The following is a 22037-nucleotide window of genomic DNA, read 5'->3' on the forward strand; positions in this document are numbered from 1 at the left end:
GACCAGCTGCTCCACACCCGCCGGCACCGCAACCGCCACCACATCACCAGGACCCACCCCCCGGCCGATCAACCACCGACCCAACCGGTTAGCCAGCCCAGCCAACTCCGCGTAGGAGTAAGCCACTTCACCGCAGACGGCAGCCGCAGCCTGCGGGCACTCCCGCACCCGAGCAGCGAACAACTCCGGCAACGTCACCAGTTCAGGCGCAGCACCAGTCGCCGACCACCCCAACAACCGATCCCGCTCGCCCTCCCCCAACACATCCAGCTCGCCCACGCGCGTGTCAGGTCCGGCAACCACCCCACCCAGCAACCGTTCCAGCCGCTCACCGAACAACTCCACGGTGCCCGCGTCATACAAGTCCGTCGCGTACTCGATGAACCCGGACATGCCGAGCGGCCGGCCGTCCTCGTCGAAGGTCTCGGACAGGCTCACCGTTACATCGAACTTCGCCGTCCCGGTGCCCACCGACTCCGTCCGGACCCCCAGGCCGGGCAGTTCGAACTGGGCCTCCTCGTTGTTCTGGAGGACCAACGCCACCTGGAACAGCGGGTGTCGGCCACCCGACCGGGCCGGGTTCAGCCGCTCCACCACCAGCTCGAACGGCACATCCTGATGCGCGAACGCCTCCAGACACCCCTCACGCACCCGACCCAGCAACTCGCTGAACGAAGGGTCGCCGGACACGTCCGTCCGCATCACCAACGTGTTCACGAAGAAACCGACCAGGTCGTCCAAGGCCTCGTCCATGCGCCCGGCGACCGGTGAACCGACGACGATGTCGGTTCCGGCGCCCAGCCGTGACAGCAGGCTCGCGAGCCCGGCGTGCAGCACCATGAACAGGGTGACGTCCGAGGAGCGTGCGAGGTCACGCAGTCCGGCGTGCAGGTCGGCGCCGATCTCGAAGCCGATCACTTCGCCTTCGTACGACGCCGAAGCGGGCCGCGGGCGGTCGCCCGGGACCGTCACCTCGGCCGGTGCGTCCTCCAACTGGCGCTTCCAGTAGCCGAACTGGCGGGCCAGCTCGGTTTTGGGGTCGTCCACGTCCCCCAGGACCTCGTGCTGCCACACGGTGTAGTCCGCGTACTGGACCGGGAGTGCGGTCCACTCCGGTTCCGCACCGCCGCGCCGGGCCGCGTACGCCGCCACCAGGTCGCGGGCCAGCGGTCCCGCTGACCACCCGTCCCCCGCGATGTGGTGCAGCACCAGCACCAGGACGGCGTCATCGGTTTCGGTGACGTCGAGCAGGTGGGCGCGCAGCGGCACATCGCGGTCGAGACGGAAGCCGTGCCGGATCGTCTCGGTGATGCGGGGGGTGACCTCGTCCTCGGCGACCGGTTCCACGGTCAGGAGTACTCGGGAGTCCTCCACCGGCAGCACTCGCTGGTACGGCAGGCCGTCACTCTCGGGGAAGACCGTGCGCAGCGCTTCGTGGCGTGCCACGACGTCGTTGATCGCGGCTTCCAGCGCGTCGCGGTCGACGTCGCCGGTGAGCCGGAGGGAGAAGGGCATGTTGTAGGTCGCCGAGGGGCCTTCGAGCTTGTGCAGGAACCACAGCCGCTGCTGGGCGAAGGAGAGCGGCAGCAGCTCCGGGCGCGGGCGCGCCTCCAGTGCCGGACGTGCCCGTCCCGTGCCGAGGTGGTGGGCCAGGCGTGCGACGGTCGGCGCCTCGAACAGCATCCGCAGCGGCAGTTCGACGCCCACGACGCGGCGGACCCTGCTCACCAGGCGGGTGGCGAGCAGCGAGTGGCCGCCCAGGTCGAAGAAGCTGTCGTCGACCCCGACCGACGGCACCCCGAGGATGTCCGCGAACAGGGCGCACAGGATCTCCTCCTGCGGTGTCCGGGGCGCTGTGGCGGTGTGCCCGGCGTATTGCGGGGTCGGGAGCGCGGCCCGGTCTGTCTTTCCGTTCGGCGTCAGCGGCAGCGCGTCCAGGAGGATGACCGTGGACGGCACGAGGTAGCCCGGCAGCACCTCCTGGAGGTCGGCGCGCAGGGACGCGGGAGTCACCGCGGCGCCGCTGGCCGGCACGGGGACAGCGTATGCGGCGAGCCGTGTCTCGCCCGCGTGGACGAACGGCGTCACGACCGCCTGGCCGACCGCGGGGTGGCGCCGCAGCGCCTCCTCCACCTCGCCCGGCTCCACGCGGAATCCACGGATCTTCACCTGGTCGTCGGCCCGGCCGAGGTATTCCAGCTGGCCCTCGGCGTTCCAGCGGACGATGTCACCGGTGCGGTACATCCGCTCGCCCGGCGCCCCGAACGGGCACGCCACGAACCGCTCCGCCGTCAGGCCCGGCCGGCCGACGTACCCGCGTGCCAGGCCGGGGCCCGCCAGGTACAGCTCGCCGGGCACGCCCGGGGGCACCGGGGCCAGACCGCTGTCCAGGACGGACACGCGGGCGCCGACGACCGGTGTGCCGATGGGGGCGTGCGCCCCGGTGAGCGGCCGGCTGGTGGTGGCGTAGACGGTGGCCTCGGTCGGGCCGTACGCGTTGATCATCAGGCGTCCGGGGGACCAGCGTTCGGCCAGGGCGGGCGGGCATGCCTCGCCGGCGACGACGAGGGAGGCGAGGTCGGGCAGGGCGGTCTCGGCGTCGGCCGGGAGGGTCGCCAGGACGGACGGTGGGATGAAGAGGTGGGTGGCCCGGTGGTCGGCGAGCGCGGTGGCCAGTTGCTCTCCGACCAGGTGCTCGGTGCCGGTCTGCACGAGCGCGGCGCCGACGGTGAAGCCCGTCAGGAGTTCCATGACGGACACGTCGAAGTTGGACGAGGTGAACTGGAGGGTGCGGCTGCCCTCGGTGAGGCCGAAGCGTTCGGCGGTGGCGGTCAGGCCGGCGAGGCCGGAGTGCGTGACGGTCACGCCCTTGGGGGTGCCGGTGGAGCCCGAGGTGTAGATGACGTACGCGGCGTTGCGCGGGCTCAGGGGTGCCGTGCGGTCGCTGTCCCGGGGCGCCCGTGTCGGCTGTCGGTCCCACGCGGTGACGGTGGCGGGGTCGTCGGTGAGGTGGAGCGGTGCCCTGACGTCCAGGGGGCGCGTGGACAGGACCAGTGCGGGCCGGGCGTCGGAGATCAGGTAGGCGATCCTGTCGGCGGGGTATCCGGGGTCGATCGGCAGGTAGGCCGCTCCGGCCTTGAGGACGCCGAGGATGACGGCGATCTGGGTGCGGGAGCGGTCGACGGCGACGCCGACCGGGGTCTCGGGGCCGGCGCCGCGGGCGATGAGCCAGTGGGCGATCTGGTTGGCGCGCGCGTCGAGTTCGGCGTAGGAGGCCGTGCCGTCGGCGTCGATCAGTGCGGGTGCCTGCGGGGTGGCGCGTACCTGCTTCTCGAAGAGTTCGGGCAGGGGCGCCGCTGTCTCGGTGCGCGGTGAGGTGCTCCAGGCGGTCAGGGCGCGCCGTTCGTCGGTGTCGAGGATGTCCAGTGCGCCGACGCGCCGGTGCGGGTCCTCGGCCGCGGCGGCCAGCAGGCGGGTCCAGCGTGCCGCGAAGGCGGTCACGGTGGTGGGGTCGTAGAGGTCGGTGGCGTATTCGATCGTGCCGGTGAGTCCGGCGGGCCCGCCGTCCGCGTCGACGCTCTCCACCAGGTTGAGGGTGAGGTCGAACTGTGAGCCGCCGGGCGCCGGGTGGAGGAGTTGGGTGTGCAGGCCGGGCAGGTCGAAGCGCAGGTCCGTGTTGTTCTGGAGGGCCAGCATGACCTGGATGAGGGGGTGGTGGGCGGTGGAGCGTTGCGGGTTGAGCTTCTCCACCAGGTATTCGAAGGGGATGTCCTGGTGGGTGTAGGCGGCCAGGCTCACCTCCCTGACCTGGGCGAGCAGGTCGGTGAACGCGGGGTCGCCGGAGGTGTCGGTGCGCAGGATCAGGGTGTTGACGAAGAAGCCGACGAGGTCGTCCAGGTTCTCGTCGGTGCGGCCGGCGATGGGCGAACCCACCGCGATGTCCGCGCCGGCGCCCAGCCGTGAGAGCAGGGCAGCGAGGCCCGCGTGCAGGACCATGAACAAGGTGGCGTCCGCCGAGCGGGCCAGCTCCCGCAGCGCGGCATGTGTCGAGGCGTCGAGCGAGAAGGTGATGTCGGCGCCCCGCTTGGAGGCGACGGGGGGCCGCGGCCGGTCCGTGGGCAGACTCACGACCTCGGGCAGGCCCGCCAGGTGCTCGGTCCAGTAGGCGGCCTCGCGGCTGAAGAGGGCGTCGGGGTCGGTGTCGTCGCCGAGCAGGTCGTGCTGCCAGAGGCTGTAGTCGGCGTACTGGACCGGCAGTGCGGACCACCTCGGCGGCTCCCCGTCGCGGCGGGCGGTGTAGGCGCTCTTGAGGTCGTCGGCGAGCGGGCCGAGGGACCAGCCGTCACCCGCGATGTGATGGATCGTCAGTACGAGTACGTGCACGTCCGGGCCGGTGCTGAGCAAGCGGGGCCGGACGGGGATCTCGCGGTCGAGTTCGAAGCGGTGGCGGACGCAGTCCTCCACCTCTGCGTCGAGCCGGTCGGCGGGGACCCGCTCGGGCGTCAGCTCCAGGCGTACGTCCGCGACGTCCAGGACCCGCTGGTGGGGTTGTCCGTCGGTGTCGGGGAAGACCGTGCGCAGCGGCTCGTGGCGCGCGACCACGTCGTTGAGCGCGGCCTGCAAAGCACCCACATCCAACTTCCCCGTCAGCCGCAGAACCAGCGGCATGTTGTACGTGGCCGAGGCGCCCTCGAACTTGTACAGGAACCACAACCGCCGCTGAGCAAACGACAACGGCAGCATCTCCGGCCGCTCACGCCGCACCAACACCGGACGCGAACCCCCACCCGACAACCGACCCGCAAGCCCCGCCACCGTCGGAGCATCGAACAACGCCCGCAACGGCAACTCCACCCCCAACACCGCACGCACCCGACTCACCAACCGCGTCGCCAACAACGAATGACCACCCAGATCGAAGAAGCTGTCGTCGACGCCCACCACCGGCACACCCAGGACGTCCGCGAAGAGGGTGGCGAGGATCTGCTCCTGCGGTGTGCGGGCGGCCCGCCTGGAGGTGCCGGTGAAGTCGGGGGCGGGCAGCGCGGCCCGGTCGAGCTTGCCGCTCGGCAGGCGCGGCACGGCGTCGAGCACGACGAAGGCCGAGGGCACCATGTAGTCGGGCAGCCGGTCGCGTACCGCGTCCCGTACCGCGGCCACCGACAGGCCGCTCCGCTCCTCCGGCACCAGATAGGCGACGAGCCGGCTCACGCCGTCCCGCTGTTCGTGCGCGGTCACCACGGCCTGGGCGACGTCCGGCCGGCCGCGCAGCACGGCCTCGATCTCACCGGGTTCGACGCGGAACCCGCGGATCTTCACCTGGTCGTCGGCCCGGCCCAGGTATTCCAGCTGCCCGTCGGCGTTCCAGCGGGCGAGGTCGCCCGTGCGGTACATCCGCTCGCCGGGGCCGGTGAAGGGGCAGGCGACGAACCGCTCTGCCGTCAGGCCGGGCCGGCCGACATAGCCGCGGGCGAGGCCTGCTCCGGAGATGTACAGCTCCCCCCATACGCCCGCCGGGGCCAGGTCGAGTCGTTCGTCGAGCACCAGCGCGGCCAGTCCGGGCAGGGGGCGGCCGATCGGGACGACACCGGTGCCCCGGCCGGCCGGCAGCGGGCTCATCGCGGCGCCCACGGTCGACTCGGTGGGGCCGTACGCGTTGATCATCCGACGGCCGGGGGCCCAGCGCGCGGCCACGTCGGGCGGGCATGCCTCGCCCGCGACGGCCAGCGTGGTCAGGTCGGTGAGCCGGTCCGGCCCGTGGGTGTCCTCCAGGGTGACCAGGACGGATGGCGGGAGGGTCGCGTTGGTGATCCGCTCGCGGTGGAGCAGTTCGCCGAGCTCCTGTCCGGCGAGGCCGGTCTCCTCGGGGATCACCAGGGTCGCCGCGGCGCTGAAGGTGGTGACCATCTCGGAGACCATGGCGTCGAAGCTGGACGGCGAGAACTGGACCACCCTGTCACCGGGGCGCAGCGCGAAGGCGGCCCGCTTGGCCGCCGCGAGCCCGGCGATCCCGGCGTGCGTGACCTCGACGCCCTTGGGGCGCCCGGTGGAACCGGACGTGTAGATCACATACGCGGTGTGTGCCGGGTCGACGGTGACGCCGAGGGCGGTGCCGGGGCAGTCCGCGAAGTCCTGCCGTACCCAGGCGTCGTCGAGGACCACCGACGGCGCCGCGTCGTCGAGCATGTACGTCCGCCGCTCCGCCGGGTAGTCCGGATCCACGGGCACGTAGGCGGCGCCGGTCTTCACCACGCCGAGCAGGGCGGCGAGCAGGCCGGGGCCGCGCCGCATCAGCAGCGCCGCCCGCTGTCCCGGCCCGAGGCCGCGGCCGGCGAGCAGCCGTGCGATCCGGTTCGACCAGGCGTCCAGTTCGGCGTACGTCACCTCTTGGTCGCCGCTCACGAGCGCGGGAGAGGCCGGGGCGCGCCGCACGGCGTCCGCGAACAGACCGGGCAGGGTGAGCGGTTCGGGCCGCGCCGCGCCGCGCGCACCCGACCAGGTGAGCAGTTGCCGGCGCTCCTCCGGGGCGAGCAGGTCGAGGGTGTCGACCGACTGGCCCGGGGCGGCCGCGGCGGTGTTCAGGAGCCGTATGTACCGCGCCCCGAAAGCCTGCACGGTCGCGGGGTCGTAGAGGTCGGTGGCGTACTCGACGAAGCCGGTGACACCCGCCGGGTCGCCGTTCTCGTCGAAGGTCTCGCCGATGTTCAGCAGCAGGTCGAACTGCGAGCTGCCCTGTCCCGGGTTCTCCAGCCGTGCCTCGAGTCCGGGCAGGTCGAAGTGCACCTCCGCGGTGTTCTGGAGGGTGAGCATGACCTGGACGAGGGGGTGGTGGGAGGGCGAGCGCTGCGGGTTGAGCTTCTCCACCAGGTACTCGAAGGGGATGTCCTGGTGGGTGTAGGCGGCCAGGCTGGTCTCGCGGACCTGTGCGAGGAGGTCGGCGAAGGACGGCCGTCCCGAGGTGTCGGTGCGTATGACGAGGGTGTTGACGAAGAAGCCGACCAGGTGGTCGAGGCCCTCGTCGGTGCGGCCGGCGATGGGCGAGCCCACCGCGATGTCCTGTCCCGCGCCCAGCCGCGAGAGCAGCGCCGCGAGGCCCGCGTGGAGCACCATGAACAGCGTCGACTCGTTGGCCCGTGCCAGCTCACGCAGGGCCGCGTGGGTCGAGGCGTCGATCTCGAACGGCACCATCTCGCTTCTGTGGGACGCCTCGGCCGGCCGCGGCCGGTCGGCGGGCGGTGACACGACGTCGGGCAGACCGCGCAGGTGCTCGGTCCAGTAGGCGGCTTGGCGGCGCAGCAGGCTGTCGGGGTCGGTGTCCTCGCCGAGCAGGTCGTGCTGCCAGAGGCCGTAGTCGGCGTACTGCACCGGCATCGCCGTCCACTGCGGCGGCCGGCCCTCGCGCCGGGCCGCGTACGCGGTCACCAGGTCCTCGGCCAGGGGTGCCATGGACCATCCGTCGCCGGCGATGTGATGCATGGTCAGCATCAGCATGGAGGTGTCGGCTCCCACCGTCAGGAGCGTCGCGCGCAGCGGCATTTCCCGGTCCAGCTCGAAGCCGTGCCGTGCCATGTCGTGCACCAGCCGCTCCCGCCGCTCCGTCGACCGGGCGTCCTCGACGGCGAGGGTGAGGTGGGCTTCGGCGGGTGTGAGGATGTGCTGGTAGGGCTCACCGTCGAGGTCGGGGTAGACCGTCCGCAGCGGCTCGTGCCGGGCGATCACGTCGTTGAGTGCCGCTTCGAGAGCGGCTGTGTCGACCTCACCGGTGAGGCGCAGGACGAGGGGAATGTTGTACGTCGCCGACGCACCCTCGAACTTGTACAGGAACCACATACGGCGTTGCGCGAAGGACAATGGCAGCCGCCCCGGCCGCTCACGCCGCTCCAGCACCGGACGCGACCCGACGCCCGACAGACGCCGCACCACACCGGCCACCGTCGGCTCGTCGAACAACGCACGCAGCGCCAGATCCACCCCCAGCACCGCCCGGACCCGGTTCACCAGCCGCGTCGCCAGCAGCGAATGACCGCCCAGCTCGAAGAAGCTGTCCTCGACCCCGACCGCCGGCAACCCCAGCACCTCGGCGAACAGACCGCACACGATCTCTTCCTGCGGCGTCCGCGCAGCCCGCGACACGGTCAACGCATACTCCGGAGCAGGCAGCGCACCCCGGTCCACCTTGCCGCCGACCGTCAACGGCAACGCCTCCAGCACCACGAACGCCGCCGGCACCAGATGCGACGGCAGCCGCTCCCCCAGACTGCGCCGCAACACCGACACCAGCTCGCCCGCCACCCGGGTGCGCACCGGATCACTCGCCAACGCCCCCAGCGACCGCACCCCCACCGACACGAACGCGTCCGACACCACACCCGTGCCGTCGGAAACGAACACCACGTCCATCGTGTCCGCGCCCTCGGACCCGATGGTCACCACCGCGTCCCACCCTCGCGCCCGTGCCCAGGCACACGCCGCTTCCGGGTCCAGCCCGCTCCGGGCGTCCAGCAGCTCCCGGACGCGCTCGACGGGCTCGCCCTCGACCACCGCGCGGGCGGCCGCGACCTCCCCGGTCAGCCGCGCGTTCGGCACCCCGGACACCCGCACCGGCAGCGACACATCACCCAGGTCGTCCAGGGAGTGGATGTCCCTGTTCCAGGCAAGTACCTGTACACCGGCCAGTGAGAGGGGCCGAGCGGGGGATTTGTGGATGACCGCGTCGTAGCGGTGCCGGGTCAGCTCGTTGTGCGCCGCACCCCGCTTCCACCGCACGTCCACTCCTACCGCCTCCGGCCGTCCGGCCGCCCAGGCAGCGAAGAAGGCGGGATCCAGGAGCAGTTCCTTCTCCGTGGTGACGGCCTGCTCCACCGCCGCCCGCAGCCGGGCCGTGTCCTGTATGCCCTCCTGGTGTGCATGCACTGCGGTCTGCAAGGCTCGCAGCAGGCCCCGGTGCCGTACGTCTCCCACGATCAGCCGGCCACCGTCGGCCAGCAGACCGAACGCCTGGTCCAGCACCCGCTCCAAGTACTCCCAGCCCGGGAAGTACTGCACCACGGAGTTGATGACGATCGTGTCGAACTCACCGGCCGGAAGCCCCGACACATCATCGGCGGCCTGGCAGCGCACCTCCACATGATCCCAACCGAGCCCCACCACCTGACCACGCAAGCGCTCCACGACCGACGACGAGAAGTCCGTCGCCCAGTACGACTCCACCCCCGCCGCCAGATGCCCCATCAACAACCCGGAACCGACACCGATCTCCAACACACGGCGAGGGGCGAACCCTCGGATGCGTTCCACGGCCGCACGGCGCCATTCCCGCATCTCCCGCAACGGGATCGGTTCGCCCGAGTAGGAGCTGTTCCACCCCTCGAAGCTCTCCCCCAGCGCATTCGACCCGGCCTCGTCGTACACCGAGTCGTAAATCTGCCGCCACTCCTCGACCTGCTCACCGGTCGTCCCCTCCGCCCCTGCTGAGGACGGCACGACATAGGCGACGAGGCGGGTGTCGTCGTTGTGGGGGCGGGCGACGACCAGGGCTTGGGAGACGCCGGGTTCGGCCTCCAAGGCGGCCTGGATCTCGCCGGGTTCGATACGGAAGCCACGGATCTTCACCTGATCGTCGGCCCGGCCCAGGTATTCGAGCTGGCCGTCGGCGTTCCAGCGGACGAGGTCACCCGTGCGGTACATCCGCTCGCCAGGCCCACCGAAGGGGCTGGCCACAAAGCGTTCGGCGGTCAGCGCCGGACGGCCCGCGTAGCCGCGCGCCAGGCCCGCACCGGATACGTACAGCTCTCCTGGGACGCCCATGGGGGCGAGACCGAGGTGCTCGTCCAGCACGAACAGGCCCGCACCCGGCACGGGCCGCCCGATCGGGACGCCTCCGTCAGTGGTCAGCGGGTCGCTGATCGCCGCAGCCACGGTGATCTCCGTCGGACCGTACGCGTTGACCACCCTGCGACCGGGTGCCCAGCGGGACACCAGCTCCGGCGGGCACGCCTCCGCACCCACCCCCAAAGCCACCAAGTCACCCAGGCGCTCCCACGCACCCTCGGGCAGCGTCGCCACCACCGACGGCGGCAGGAAGGCGTGCGTCACCCCACCCTGCGCCAGGGCTGCTTCCAGTTCCTCGCCCGCCAGACCCGAACGCTCGGGCAGGACTAGTGCCGCTCCGGAACCCCATGCCAGGACCAGTTCCAGCACCGATGCGTCGAAACTCAGCGAGGCCGTACGCAGCACCCGGCCCCCGGCACCAACACCCATCCGCTCCACCAGACCTGCCGCGAAGCCTGCGACACCCGCGTGCGTGACCTCCACGCCCTTGGGACGGCCTGTCGAACCAGAGGTGTAGATCACATACGCCGGATGCGAGGCCAGCAACGGCGCCACCCGGTCGCCGTCGGTGATCTCCTCTCCCGGCAGAGCTTCCACAGCGACCTCGTCGAGCAGGACGACCTCCGTCGGCAGCCCCTCGGGCAGACTCGACGCGGCCGCCCGCGTGCTCAGCACCAGCCCCGGCCGCGCGTCCTCCAGCAACCAGCCGATCCGCGCCCCCGGATACTCCACATCCACCGGCACATACGCAGCCCCCGCCGACAGCACCCCCAGCACCGCGAACAGCTGCTCCACACCCGCCGGCACCGCAACCGCCACCACATCGCCAGGGCCCATCCCCCGGCCGATCAACCACCGACCCAAACGATTCACCCGCACGGCCAACTCCGCGTACGAGTGCGTCGCTTCACCGCTGACCACAGCCACCGCGTCCGGGCACTCCCGCACCCGCTCGGCGAACAGCCCCGGCAACGTCACCGGCGCGGGCACACCGCCCGCCGCCGACCAGCCCAGCAGCCGCTCCCGTTCCTCCCCACCCACCACAGGCAGCTCGCCCACGCGTGCATCGGGACTGGCAACCACCCCACCCAGCAACCGAACCAGCCGCTCCCCGAACAGCTCCACCGTGCTGGCGTCATACAAGTCCGTCGCGTACTCGATGAACCCGGACATGCCGGCCGGCCGACCGTCCTCGTCGAAGGTCTCGGACAGGCTCACCGTCACATCGAACTTCGCCGTCCCCGTCCCCACCTGCTCCGAACGCACCCCGAGGCCGGGCAGCCCGAAGCGGCCCTCCTCGTTGTTCTGGAGGACCAACGCCACCTGGAACAGCGGGTGCCGGCCACCCGAGCGCGACGGATTCAGCCGCTCCACCACCAGTTCGAACGGCACATCCTGATGCGCGAACGCCTCCAGGCACCCCTCACGCACCCGGCCCAGCAACTCGCTGAACGAAGGGTCGCCGGACACGTCCGTCCGCATCACCAACGTGTTCACGAACAGGCCGACCAGGTCGTCCAGCGCCTCGTCCGTCCGTCCCGCGACCGGTGATCCCACCACGACGTCCGGGCCCGTGCCCAACCGGGTGAGCAGCGCCGCAAGCGCGGCCTGGAGCACCATGAACGGGGTCGCGTCCGTCAATCGGGCCAGGTCACGCAGTTCTGCGTGCAGCTCGGCGGCGAGCTCCAGGGGCACCAGGCGGCCCTCGTACGACGCCGAAGCGGGGCGCGGCCGGTCGCCCGGGACCGTCACCTCCTCCGGTACGTCCTTCAACTGGGCTGCCCAGTAAGCGAACTGGCGCGCCATTTCGCTTCCGGGGTCGTCCACATCGCCGAGAACCTCGTGCTGCCACACGGTGTAGTCCGCGTACTGCACCGGGAGTGCGGTCCACTCCGGTTCCGCACCGCCGCGCCGGGCCGCGTACGCCGTCACCAGGTCGCGGGCCAGTGGGCCCGCCGACCACCCGTCCCCCGCGATGTGGTGCAGCACGAGAAGCAGTACGGCGGTGTGCGGGGCTTCCTCGGTCCGGAAGAGCCATGCCTTGGCGGGGGTGTCGGTCGCGAGGTCGAAGGGGTGGCGGGCCGCGGCGCGGATCTCCGTTTCGAGGTGGTCCTGTGCGACGGTGAAGGTGTGCAGGGGCAGGTGTGCCTCGTCCGCGGGCAGGACGCGTTGGAAGGGCCGGTCGGCGGTTTCGGAGAAGACCGTGCGCAACGGCTCGTGCCGGGCGACCAGGTCGTTGATCGCGGTTTCCAGCGCGTCGCGGTCGATGTCACCGGTGAGGCGGAGGGCGAGCGGCATGTTGTAGGTCGCCGAGGGGCCTTCGAGCTTGTGCAGGAACCACAGCCGCTGCTGGGCGAAGGAGAGCGGCAGCAGCTCAGGGCGCGGGCGCCCCTCCAGTGCCGGGCGTGCCCGTCCCGTGTCGAGGTGGTGGGCCAGTCGTGCCGCGGTCGGCGCCTCGAACAGCACCCGCAGCGGCAGCTCGGCGCCGAGCACCGTGCGGACCCGGCTCGCCAGGCGTGTGCCGAGCAGCGAGTGGCCGCCCAGGTCGAAGAAGTTGTCGTCGGCCCCGACCGACGGCACCCCGAGGATGTCCGCGAACAGGGCGCACAGCGCGGCTTCGGTCTCCGTGCGGGCAGCGCGGGACGTGCTCTCGTACTCGGGGGTGGGGAGCGCGGCGCGGTCGATCTTTCCGTTCGGTGTCAGCGGCAGCGCGTCCAGCAGGACGGCGGCGGAGGGCACGAGGTGGTCCGGCAGCGCTTCCCGGAGGTCGGCGCGGAGCGCAGCGGGAGTCACGTCGGCGCCGGTGGCCGGGACGGCGTAGGCGACGAGCCGTGTGCCGTCCGTCGGGTGGGTGAGGGGCAGCACGACGGCCTGGGCCACCGCGGGGTGGCGCCGCAGCGCCTCCTCCACCTCGCCCGGTTCCACGCGGACGCCGCGGATCTTCACCTGGTCGTCCGCCCGGCCGAGGTACTGAAGCTGTCCGTCGGCGTTCCGGCGGACGAGGTCACCGGTGCGGTACATCCGCTCGCCCGGCGCCCCGAACGGGCACGCCACGAACCGCTCCGCCGTCAGGCCGGGACGCTCCACGTATCCGCGTGCCAGGCCGGGTCCTGCGACGTACAGCTCTCCTGTCGTGCCCGCGGGCACCGGGGCCAGTTGGTCGTCGAGGACGCAGACCTGGACCCCCGCCACCGGTGTCCCGATCGGGGGCTGCGCGAAGTCGCCGTCGGGGGCGGTGAGGGGTTCGGTCAGGGTGGTGGCGACCGAGCACTCGGTGGTGCCGTAGCCGTTGACCAGCTCGTGGTCGGCGGACCACCGGCGTACGAGGTCGGGCGGGCAGCTCTCGCCACCGATGTGCACCCGGCGCAGGTTCACCAATGTGGACTCGGTGCCGGCGGGGAGGGTGGCGAGCACCGAGACCGGCAGGGTGACGTGGGTGATGCGTTCGTCGGCCAGCACGCCGGCGAGTTCCTCACCGAGCAGGCGGTGCTGTGCGGGGACGACGAGGGTGCCGCCGCCGGCGAAGGTGGTGAGCACTTCCCAGATCGCCACGTCGAAGGTGGGTGGCGCCAGTTGGAGCACGCGGGAGCCGGGGCCGGTGGTCCGGTGCCGGTCCGCTGTGGCGACGAGGGCGGCGAAACCCGTGTGCGGGACGCCGACCGGCTTCGGGGTGCCGGTGGAGCCCGAGGTGTGGATGACGTAGGCGAGGTCGCTCGGGAGCAGCGGCGCGGTGCGGTCGCCGTCCCGGGGCGTGGTGGTGGGGCAGGCGGCGAGGGCGGCGCCGGTGGCGGGGTCGTCGAGCGTCAGTGGCCGGGCCGCGCCGGCCGGGAGGCGACGGGCGACGTCCGAGTGGAGCAGGACCGCTCGGGGGCCGCTGTCCCGCAGCAGGTGGGCGAGGCGTCCGGGGGGCTGCTCGGGGTCCAGCGGGAGGTAGGCGGCGCCGGCCTTCATGACGCCGAGGAGGGCGGCGATGTGTTCGGCGCCGCGCGGCAGGGCGACGGCGATGCGGTCGCCGGGGCCGAGGCCCTGGCCGATGAGCCACCAGGCGATGCGGTTGGCGTGTGCGTCGAGTTCGGCGTACGTCCAGGTGGTGGTGGACGTGCTGAGGGCGGTGGCCTGCGGGGTCAGCGCCGCCCGGGACCCGAAGATGTCCGGCAGCGTGACGGGGTCGAGTACCGCGCCGCGGTGTCCGTTTCCGTCCGTGGACCGACCGCTCGTGTTCGGCTCGTCAACGTTTCGCATGATGATGTCTTCTGCCCCTGGGGTCCGAGTGGTGCGCGACGCGGCGGAGTTGTGGTGGACGTGGGTGTTCGGGCGCTGTCGGCGGCGGGTCGGCGTCAGCCTCGTGCGACGGCGACGGGGAAGGATCGGAGTCCGGCGATGCTCGGGTTCCGGTAGTACTGGAGGGGGCCGTCGGTCCGCTCCAGGACGGGGAACCGCCGCAGCAGCGACGTGAGCGCGATCCGGATCTCGGTGCGGGCCAGAGGTGCGCCCAGGCAGTAGTGGACGCCTTGTCCGAAGCCGACGTGCTGGTTGTGCTGCCGGTGGATGTCGAAGCGCTCGGGGTCGTCGAACTGCCGTTCGTCGTGGTTGGCCGACAGCGCGGAGAGCGACACGAACTGGCCGGCGGGGATGTCCACGTCGCCGAGCCGGGTGTCACGCGTGGTCAGGCGCAGACTGTTCGGCACGGCGGGGCGGTGGCGCACCGCCTCCTCCACGGCGGCCGGTATCAGGCCGGCGTCCTGGCGTACGGCGGTCAGCGCGTCGGGGTGGCGCAGGAGCTCGAAGACGAGGCTGGCGAGGGAGCAGGCGGTGGTGACGTGCCCGCCGATGAGCAGCAGTTTGCCGATGTTGACGACCTCCTCCTCGGTGAGCCGTTCGCCGTCCACCTCGGCCTGGGCGAGCCTGCTGAAGAGGTCGTCCTTGGGTGCGCGGCGCCGCAGCCGGTAGTGCTCGCGCAGGTAGGCGAGCAGTTCGGCGCCCGCCGCGTCGATCGCCTTGACGAGGTCTTCGCCCGCCAGGTCACCCGCCTCGAAGGAGAGCAGCCGGTCGGCCCACCCGCGCAGCAACTCCCGGTCCTCGAAGGGGAGTCCGATCAGCTCGGCGATCACCATGACCGGCAGGGGGTCGGCGAGATCGCGGGCCACGTCGATCTCGGACCGGTCCGCCACGGCGTCCAGCAGGCTTTCCACGGTGGCCTCGATCTCCGGTGCGAGGCCGGCGACCGTCCGCTGGTTGAACGCCTTGCCGATCAACGCGCGCAGCAGCCGGTGCCGTGGCGGGTCCATCTCGGTGAGGCGGCCCTGGCTCCAGGCGTCGGACTTGCCCCACTCGGCGGGATAGGCCCGCCACAGTTCGGACGAGTACGTGGCGTGGTCCAGGCTGGCCGTGACGACGTCGGCGTACCGCAGGACCAGCCAGGCTCCCGTCGCGGGGTCCTGGTGGACGGGGCGCTGATCCCGCATGACACGGAACCAGTCCTGGAGGGCTTTCCCGTCGTCCTCGGAATAGGGCGGAGCCGGCGTCATATTTTTCTCCCCGCAGAATGAAGGAAACAAGACAGGTGACATTCGTCCCGAGACTCGATCACGGGCGGGCCGGTGTCAAGATTTCCGAATTTGAACAGTCGCCGCCCGAAGCCGGGCCAGGGAAACACCGCGGGGAGCAAAAGCGCGATTATTTTCGGATTCCCGCTCCGCTGCTAACGTCGCCGCATGACTCTTCCCGAGAATCGGCCGTTCCGTTTCGGCGTCAATCTCGTCACGCCCGCTCCGCGGCGCGCCTGGGCAGAAAAGTCCCGCAAGGTCGAGGACCTGGGATTCGATGTGCTCGGGGTGCCGGACCACTTGGGCGCGCCCGCCCCGTTCCCCGCCCTGGTGGCGGCGGCCGAGGCCACGGAGCGGATCCGGGTGACCACGTTCGTCCTCAACGCCGCGTTCCACAACCCGGTGCTCCTGGCCCGGGAGGCGGCCACCGCCGACCTGCTGACCGACGGGCGCCTGGAGGTGGGGCTCGCGGCGGGCTCCATCCGGCAGGGCACCGGTTCCGACGGGGTCCCCTTCCCGTCCGCCGGTGAGCGCGTCAGCCAGCTGGAGCGCACCGTCAAGGAACTGCGCGGCCTGATGGTGAACCCCGAGCACTCACCGCAGCCGGTGCGGCCGGGCGGCCCGCCGCTGCTGGTGGCGGGCAACGGCGACCGGGTGCTGCGCCTGGCCGCCGAGCACGCCGACATCATCGGCTTCACCGGGATCTTCGCGGGCCGCGGGGAGTTCCCCCAGCTCGCGAGCCCGGAGGAACTGGGCGAGCGGGTGGCTCTGGTCCGCGAGCAGCTCGGCGCCCGGGTCGCGGAAGTGGAGCTGAACCTTCTGGTGCAGCAGGTGCTCATCACGGACGATCCGCGGGGCACCGCCGAGGAGTGGGCGCGGCACCCACTGGCCCACTTCACCCCTGAGCAGGTGCTCGCGGCGCCGGCCTGGCTGATCGGATCGCAGCGCGAGATAGCCGATCGGCTGACGGAGTACCGGGAGCGGTTCGGCCTCAGCTACATCGTGGTCCTGGAGCCGTGGCTGGAGGCGTTCGCCCCGGTCGTCGAGATGCTGAAGTGACGCGGTCCTGAAGGGACGCCGCACATCGGGTGCCGGGCGGGCGGGCTCACCGTCCGCCCGGCTCCGTGCCGTCGTCGCCCGCTTCGATCGCGTCCGCGGCGCGGCTGATCCTTTCCAGTGCCTCCTCGCGCAGCTCGAGACCGTGCCGGTAGTACTCGCCCTGGCCCTCGGGGTGCTCGTGCAGGACGTCACGGACGGCGAGGAGTCCGGCCGGCCGGACCGGTTCGAGACACGGCAGAGGGCCGCCGACGGTGCCGTTGAGCAGGTCGACCGTGCGCCAGGCGAAAAAGTAGAAGGCGTCGGTGTACACCGACGCCCAGTCCCATGCCGCAAGGAATTGCCGACGTTCTTCGTCGGCGCTCCGCCCCTCGTTCGCCGATGCCCATGACGAGGAATCCAGAACCGCCACGATGGATTCCATCAGCATGTCGAGCTGTCCGAAACGGGTATGGATTTCCGCCAACACCCCCGGCGGAACACGCCAGGGGGTGCCGGGCCTGTCCACCAGTTTTGAATATCGCTTCCACGCGTCGATCACAGGCTCATACACGAGGCCTGATTATGGCATGCGCGCAGCGGCGGCCGTCAGTCTTTCGACGGTTATTCCTGGCCGTCGATGGCGTAACGCGCCGACGGGTCCGTGTGCCGCAGTTCAGGAGAGAAGTACGCCTTGAGCCGGGGGCGGCCGGGGCCCGGCCGCCACGCCACGTAGTTGTGGATGCCCCGGCCCGCGGCCGGCGGGCGTGACGACACCGCGCGCAGGGCCCGCTCGTAGAGGCCGGAGGGCCGGTCGCAGGCGGCCAGCGCCTCCTTCATCCGGCGCTGCACCGCCTCGTCGTCCGGGGCGTAGGTCCACATCGGGAGGTAGACGGTCGCCCCGCCGACCACGGCGGGGCGCTCCCCGGTGAACGACAGGCAGGTGACCGGGGGTTGGGCGGAGAGGTCGGCGGCCGCCTCGGGCAGCATCGTCCCGCAGAACTCGCGCACGGGCGCGGACGCGAACCCGGGATGGGGGGCCATGAGTTCGGCCAGGCCGTCGGCGTCGGTCGCGTAGTGCCGGAAGTACAGCTTCACGCGGGCCGCCGGGTCCGCCGAGAGATCGAGCGAGAACATCACCGGCCGGTCGAGCCGCTCGCCCCGCGCCATGTGCGCGGTCACCGCGGGCCAGGCCGCGCCGAGCCCGACGGCCGCGAGACCGCGTTCGCAGAGCTCGGCGGCGCGTTCGGGGCCACCGACGGCCGGGTAGAACCAGACCTTGAACTGGGCGTCCCCGCTCCGTCGCACCTCGGCACCGAACATCGCCACGTGCTCGGTGGCCGGCTTCTCCGGCAGGTACAGATCGGCGACCCGCGCCCACCGCCGCTCGTCCGCGCCGTGCCGGCGGACCAGGGCCGCCATCGTGGCGCGGGCGGAGACGACCCGGCCCACCGGGCAGTCACGGGGCCGCAGGGCCTCCACCGCGAATTGCAGGGCGGGATCGTCGTCGAGGCCGATCGCGAACTCCAGCGGCGACCCGTCGGACGACACGTCGGACTCGGGCAGTTCCGCGGGCGTCGCCGTCCCCCACGATCCCGTCAAGGTGTCGAAGGCCTCCGCGCACGGGCCGCTCCGCCCATGGAGGCCGAGGCCGGCCGCCAGCCGTGTCAGACGCGCCGCGCCCACCGCCCTGGCCGACGGGGCCGGCCCGGTGTCCGTCCCGCTGCTCGCGCTCACCCTCTTCATCGCCGCCGGTCCTCCTTCCGGTCAGCCGAGCGCGAGAGGCAGTCGGGACAGGCCGCGCAGCGTGCCGTTCGGCCGCACCACCGCTTCGCCCGCGGCGTGGGCGGCGGGGTGCCGCACCAGGGCCGCGAGCGTCACACGTGCTTCGATGCGGGCGAGGTTGAGGCCGAGGCAGGAGTGCGCGCCGCGGCCGAAGCTCAGGTGGTTGTTGGGCTTGCGGTCGAGCTTGAGCGTCTCGGGGTCGGGGAACTGCGCCGGGTCGCGGTTGGCCGCGCCGATCAGCGCGGTCACCACTTGGCCGCTCTTGACGGTCACTCCGCCCAGTTCGGTGTCCTCGGTGCAGGCGCGTGCCAGTGCCTGCACCGGGCCGACGTAGCGGATCAGTTCCTCGACGGCGGTGTCGAGGTCCACGTCACCGCGGACCAGGGACTCCCAGGCGGTCCGGTCGGCCAGCAGGGCCGCGAGGGCGTTGCCGAGGAAACGGCTCGGCACCTCGAATCCGGCGTGGAAGAAGGCGCGTACGGAGTTGACCAGCACGTCGTCGGCCTCGACACCGGAGGTGGGCAGGCCGTGCACCACCGCGGGCAGGACGCCCTGCGGGCCGGGGTCGGCGAGCCAGGTGCGCACCAGGTCGTTGAAGTGGGCGCGGGCGCGCAGGCCGGGTTCCTCCGCGTCGGGGTCGAGCTGCGCGTCCATGCTGTGGTCGAGGTCGTCGTTGAAGCGGGCGAACGCCTCATCGGTCTCGGGCGGTTCGACGCCGATGAACCGGGTGATGGCCCGCAGGGTGAACACGTCGGCGTAGTCGTGGATGAAGTCGAAGGACGGCCGCTCGGCCAGCTCGTCGAGCAACTGGTCCGCGAACGCCGCGAGTTCCTTGCGCAGGGCGTCCAGATCCTGTGCGCGGACCGCGTTGAGGGCGAGGTGGCGCAGCGGGGTCTGGTCGGGCGGGTCGAGGGTCTGGAGGCTGAGCAGGGTCGGCGGGGTGGGTATGCCGATCTTCCGGAAGTCGGTGCTGAACCGGGCGGAGTCGCGCAGGATCGCCGTGCAGTCGGCGTGCCGGGTCATCAGCCAGGAGTCGATGCCCGCGTGCCAGTGGACCGGCTGGGTCTCGCGCAGCCGCCGGTAGACCGGGTAGGGGTCGGCGAGCACCGCGGGGTCGAGGGGGTTGAACAGGGGGTCGGTGGCCTCAGGGGCGGGCGATACGGTCACGGCTGTCTCCGGTGTTGGCGCCGACGCCGACGCTGACGGGCGGCTTGGGGTCCGGTCCGGTGGTCTCGCCGTCGGGCGTCGGAGCGTGTCCGGCGACCGGGCAGCGGCCGGGGGCCGGTGCTTGCAGGAACGCGGGCGACGACTCGTGATCGTCGTAGTACCGGTGGAAGACGGGGGTCACCCCGCCCGAGAGCGGGGGCACGATCCAGGACCAGTCCGCGGGCACGGTGCGGCCGGCCTTCTCCTCACGGCGCAGGTGGCGCAGGAAGCGCTCCGACTCGGTGTGGTGGTCGGTGATGGTGATGCCGTCCTGTTCGAACGACCAGAGCACCGCGACGTTCAGCTCGACCAGCGCCCGGTCCTTCCACAGGGTCCTGTCGCTGGTGCGGTCCAGGCCCAGGTGGTCGGCGATCTCGGGCAGCAGGTCGTAGCGCTGGGTGTCGACGAGGTTGCGGGCGCCGATCTCGGTGCCCATGTACCAGCCGTTGAAGGGGGCGGCGCCGTACCGTACGCCGCCGATCTCCAGGACCATGTCGGAGATGACGGGCAGCGCGTGCCAGCGCAGGCCGAGGCCGGCGAACCAGTCGTGGTCGGGGTGGCGCAGCGGGACCTCCCGCACGGCTGCGGGCGGCAGGTCCAGGATCCGGGGCGGTCCGCCCCGTTCCTGGACGAGCAGCGGCAGGACGTCGAAGCGGGTGCCGGGACCGCCGGGCCAGCCGAGGGCGCGGAGTCGGTCGGTGAGGTCGGCGGACGCGGGGTCGCCGATGACCCCGCCGTCGGGGCGGCGGTAGCCGGCGTAGCGGATGAGCTGCGGGTTGTGGATGCGAGGTCCGGTGCCGTCGGGTCCGTCGGCGGCGAAGACACTGATCGTGGGGCGGATGCGGCCGCCGTTGAAGGCCGTTCGCAGGTGTTCGACGCACGCGCGGTGGATGTCCTCGGCCGTACGCAGGTGCCGCAGGTCGCGGACGACCAGGCCGGGCCAGTACAGACGGCCGATGCAGCGTCGGCTGTTGCGCCAGGCGACCTTGGCGCCGAAGGCGAGCTCCTCGGCGGTGTGCACATAGGTGCCGCTCTGGCGGATCTCGTGGCGGATCTCGGCCATGCGGTCGGCCGGCGGGCGGTCGACGGTGTTCTCCGAGCTGTAGAGCCGGATGAATTCATCGGCGCGGGCGGTCAAGCCTGCCGTGTCGATGTCTGCGGGCCCTGCCATTCGCAACCCCCCGTAAGCGGTGCCGTAGCCCGGCAAGTCTCCTTGCCGGGCTACGGCCATATGTGCTCATCTCTGCTTTCAGTGCAGGTAACGCATATCGGTTCACCTCCCTGCATGGTCCGCTTTTCCGCGGCACCTCCCCGCACTCTCGAATTTCTCGGGAGCGGTGCAATCAATTGCTTTTCGGGGGGCGGGAAATTCGGGCAGTCGTTAATCTATGGCCCGGTCCGGTGGCCGTCAATGAAGCACTTGAACACCGGGGGAATTCGGGACCGGCCATACCTCGCCTCGCCGAGGCATTTTCAGTGCTGTTCTCAGCGGACGGGTCAGGTGGCCCGGAGGGTGACCGGGAGCGCGGTGAGGTGCCAGCTCCCCGGGTTGGGCAGCCGCGGCACCTCCTCGGGCGGCACCGCGAGCGCGAGTTCCGGGAAGCGGCTGAGCAGCGCCTCGAGCGCCACCTCCGCCTCGACGGCCGCCAGGGAGGCGCCGATGCAGTAGTGGGCTCCGTGGCCGAAGCCGAACTGGACCGCGGTGCCGGCGGGCCGGGTGATGTCGAGCGTGTCGGGGTCGTCGAAGACGCGTGGGTCGCGGTTGGCGGAGGCGATCACCGCCACCACGGAGTCCCCGGCGCGCACCGGCGCGCCGCACAGCTCGAAGTCCTCCAGGACGTAGCGGATGGCGGTCAGCAGCAGCGGGGGCCGCCACCGCATCAGCTCCTCCACGGCCCGGGGCATCAGGGACGGGTCGGCGCGCAGCGCCGCGAGCTGCTCCGGGTGGGAGAGCAGGGCGACGACGGAGTTGGCGATGAAGTTGGCGAGGTTGTCCTGGCCTGCGAAAACGGTGTGCCAGACCATGGTGGTCAGCTCGGTGTCGCTGATCCGGCCCGCATCCTCGGCCTGGGCCCGCAGCAGGTCGGAGACGAGGTCGTCGCCGGGCTCCCGGCGGCGCAGTTCGATGACCCGCTTGGCGCCTTCGACGGCGTCGCGCAGGGCTTCCTCGTAGGTCTGTCCGGAGCCCATCCGGGCGACGTAGGCGCGCCACAGGGGCCGGTCCGCCTCGGGAATGCCCATGACGTCGCCGACCACGTGGGTGGGCAGCGGCTGGGCGAAGTGCTTCAGGAGGTCGACGGTGCCCTCTTCGGCGAGGCCGGGCAGGCCGTCGAGCAGGCGGTCGGCGCTGCGCCGGATCATGTCGCGGCGGGCGGCGGCGCGACGGGCGGTGAACGCCCGCACGGCGAGCTTGCGCAGCCGGCCGTGGTCGGCGCCGTCCATGTGCGACATGGTCAGCATGTACGGACGTACGTCGTCCGGTATCCGCTGGTTCCAGCTGTCGGCGGTCATGGCCAGGCGCGGATCGCTCAATATTGCTTTTGCGTCGCTGTGGCGGGTGACCGCCCATATCGACCCGAATCCCGGCGCCATGAGACGCACGATGGGAGCCTGTTCCCTTGCCCTCCCATAGGC

At 71.7% G+C, this 22037-nt stretch carries 8 protein-coding genes; 1 reads left to right on the plus strand and 7 read right to left on the minus strand.

Annotated features, from left to right (window positions below; genetic code table 11):
- Positions 1-14073, minus strand: a 14073-nt coding sequence (locus ACZ4Z4_RS23570; protein WP_468330502.1) for a non-ribosomal peptide synthetase, incomplete at its 3' end; no start/stop codon positions are given.
- A 95-nt stretch (positions 14074-14168) separates the two neighbouring features.
- Positions 14169-15359 (minus strand): cytochrome P450, encoded by a 1191-nt coding sequence (locus tag ACZ4Z4_RS23575; protein WP_468330505.1) that lies wholly within the window; start codon positions 15357-15359, stop codon positions 14169-14171.
- 186 nt (positions 15360-15545) lie between these two features.
- Here ACZ4Z4_RS23575 and ACZ4Z4_RS23580 point away from each other — a divergent pair, with 186 nt between their 5' ends.
- Positions 15546-16436, plus strand: coding sequence for an LLM class F420-dependent oxidoreductase (locus tag ACZ4Z4_RS23580; RefSeq protein ID WP_468330508.1), 891 nt, complete (start codon positions 15546-15548; stop codon positions 16434-16436).
- Positions 16437-16482: 46 nt separating this feature from the next.
- Here ACZ4Z4_RS23580 and ACZ4Z4_RS23585 read toward each other — a convergent pair whose 3' ends face one another.
- The 5 genes from ACZ4Z4_RS23585 to ACZ4Z4_RS23605 form a co-directional block, all read right to left on the minus strand.
- A complete protein-coding gene (locus ACZ4Z4_RS23585) occupies positions 16483-16986 on the minus strand; it encodes a hypothetical protein (RefSeq protein WP_468330511.1) in 504 nt (167 codons plus the stop codon).
- Positions 16987-17036: 50 nt separating this feature from the next.
- Positions 17037-18158 (minus strand): tryptophan dimethylallyltransferase family protein, encoded by a 1122-nt coding sequence (locus ACZ4Z4_RS23590; protein WP_468330514.1) that lies wholly within the window; start codon positions 18156-18158, stop codon positions 17037-17039.
- Positions 18159-18179: 21 nt separating this feature from the next.
- Positions 18180-19364, minus strand: coding sequence for a cytochrome P450 (locus ACZ4Z4_RS23595; RefSeq protein ID WP_468330517.1), 1185 nt, complete (start codon positions 19362-19364; stop codon positions 18180-18182).
- Positions 19342-20574, minus strand: a complete 1233-nt coding sequence (locus ACZ4Z4_RS23600; RefSeq protein ID WP_468330520.1) for a nitric oxide synthase oxygenase — start codon at positions 20572-20574, stop codon at positions 19342-19344. Before ACZ4Z4_RS23600 ends, ACZ4Z4_RS23595 begins: the two co-directional genes overlap by 23 nt.
- A gap of 326 nt (positions 20575-20900) precedes the next feature.
- The gene (locus ACZ4Z4_RS23605; protein ID WP_468330523.1) at positions 20901-21935 is read right to left on the minus strand and encodes a cytochrome P450; all 1035 of its coding nucleotides are present in this window, start codon (positions 21933-21935) and stop codon (positions 20901-20903) included.
- Positions 21936-22037 lie beyond the last annotated feature (102 nt).

It is taken from the genome of Streptomyces sp. NPDC030245 (assembly GCF_055572995.1).

What these genes read in the sequence shown, in the direction of transcription:
- ACZ4Z4_RS23575 (WP_468330505.1), bottom strand. Translation starts at nt 15,359, where the DNA reads ATGACGCCGGCTCCGCCCTATTCCGAGGACGACGGGAAAGCCCTCCAG.
- ACZ4Z4_RS23600 (WP_468330520.1), bottom strand. Translation starts at nt 20,574, where the DNA reads ATGGCAGGGCCCGCAGACATCGACACGGCAGGCTTGACCGCCCGCGCC.
- ACZ4Z4_RS23580 (WP_468330508.1), top strand. Translation starts at nt 15,546, where the DNA reads ATGACTCTTCCCGAGAATCGGCCGTTCCGTTTCGGCGTCAATCTCGTC.
- ACZ4Z4_RS23590 (WP_468330514.1), bottom strand. Translation starts at nt 18,158, where the DNA reads ATGAAGAGGGTGAGCGCGAGCAGCGGGACGGACACCGGGCCGGCCCCG.